The sequence below is a fragment of the Peptacetobacter sp. genome, from assembly GCF_029264495.1.
Lineage (GTDB): Bacteria > Bacillota > Clostridia > Peptostreptococcales > Peptostreptococcaceae > Peptacetobacter.
The window spans coordinates 1-1,664 of the sequence record NZ_JARIBH010000072.1 but is presented as its reverse complement, the minus strand read 5'-3'; the positions used below and the strand labels follow the sequence as shown (position 1 = coordinate 1,664).

Here is a 1,664-nt window from a genome sequence, read left to right as displayed (position 1 = left end):
TATGTGGTTATTATAGCAGAGAGGATACACCTGTTCCCATTCCGAACACAGAAGTTAAGCTCTCTAGCGCTGATGGTACTTGGGGCGAAGGCCCCTGGGAGAGTAGGACGTAGCCACGTAGTCTTTTTTTTATTTGCAAAAATATTTGTAAATGATTTGTAAATGTAATAAAAGACTGTCTATAAAATTTTATAGGCAGTCTTTTATTCTAATTAACAAATAATTCAGTTAAAGAATTAATTAAAAATATCATCTATAAATTCTTCTAATTTATTAGTAGCATTTATAAGAGTATCTTCATCACAAGCATAAGATATACGTATATAATCATCTAATCCAAATGCTATACCAGGAACTACAGCTACATGATATTTATTAAGAAATTCTTCACAAAATTCTATAGAAAAACTTTTTTCCCAATTATATTTTTTAGAAACATCACTTAAATCAATAAACATGTAAAAAGCTCCAAAAGGCTGTATATATGAGACATGTTCTATATTATCAAGTCTTTCTATTAAAATATCTCTTCTTGAACGGTATACACTTACCATATGTTTTATATCATCCTCACATTCAACAAGAGCACCATATCCTATATATTGAGCTGTAAGAGAAGGATGAGACACTAAATGTCCTTGTATAGAACTCATAGCCTTTGCAACTTCTCTATTAGAAGCTGTATATCCAAGTCTAAGTCCAGTCATAGCTACAGATTTTGCAAATCCATTTATAGTAATAGTTATCTCTTTTGCTTTTTCAGATAAAGAAGCAACAGATGTAAATCCATCAACATAACAAATTCTTTCATAAATTTCATCGGCTAATATAAAAATTCCTTTTTCATAGCAAACATCGACTATTTCTTCTAATTCAGATTTAGTATAAACATTTCCTGTAGGATTAGAAGGATTCGTAAGGATTAACATTTTAGAATTATCAGAAATTGCATTCAATAACTCTTCTTTTGATAATTTAAATCCATTTTCTCTTTTTGTATCTATGAATTTAGGGATACCACCAGTAAGTTTAACCATTTCTGGATAACTAACCCAATAAGGCTTAGGAATTAAAACTTCTTCTCCAGGATTCGTTATAGCTAGTAGTGCATTTGTAATAGAGTTTTTTGCTCCACTAGAAACTACAATCTCATCTATTGAATAATCGCAATTATTTTCTTTTTTTAATTTTTTTACTATTTCTTCTCTAAGTATTTTAAGTCCAGGAACAAGATCATATTTAGTACAGTTCTCATCAAGAGATTTTTTTCCATAAGCTTTTGCTTTTTCGGGAACTGTAAAATCTGGTTCTCCTATACTTAAATTTAACACATCTATACCATTACTATTCATTTCCTTAACTTTTGAACTAATTCCTATAGTAAAAGACGGTGTCATTGTATCTAATCTTTTTGATAAATTCATTATATATCCCCCTTTATTATTTAAATTAAGTACATTATTTAATCAATTACTTTATTTTATTATGTAAATTCTAGAAATAAATCTATTTTTTTTATTTTTTTAAAATAGATTATACTTTATATAATATCTTATTTGATGATATATATCTATACTTTATATTAAATTTTTAAATTATATTTTATAAGAATGAGTATATAGAAAAGAGAAAATATATTTTATTTGAAAAAGATAGATTTTTTC

Annotated in this window: 1 protein-coding gene and 1 rRNA gene; one reads left to right on the top strand and one right to left on the bottom strand. The window is 27.0% G+C overall.

Annotated elements, in window-relative coordinates; all coding sequences use genetic code 11:
* Positions 1–2: 2 nt before the first annotated feature.
* A 5S ribosomal RNA gene (gene rrf / locus Q1J78_RS06740) occupies positions 3–119 on the top strand.
* A 117-nt stretch (positions 120–236) separates the two neighbouring features.
* Here the strand turns inward: rrf and Q1J78_RS06735 are convergent.
* Positions 237–1,424: a pyridoxal phosphate-dependent aminotransferase gene (locus Q1J78_RS06735; RefSeq protein WP_300279406.1), complete on the bottom strand. Its 1,188-nt coding sequence runs from the start codon at positions 1,422–1,424 to the stop codon at positions 237–239.
* Between the last annotated feature and the right edge of the window lie 240 nt (positions 1,425–1,664).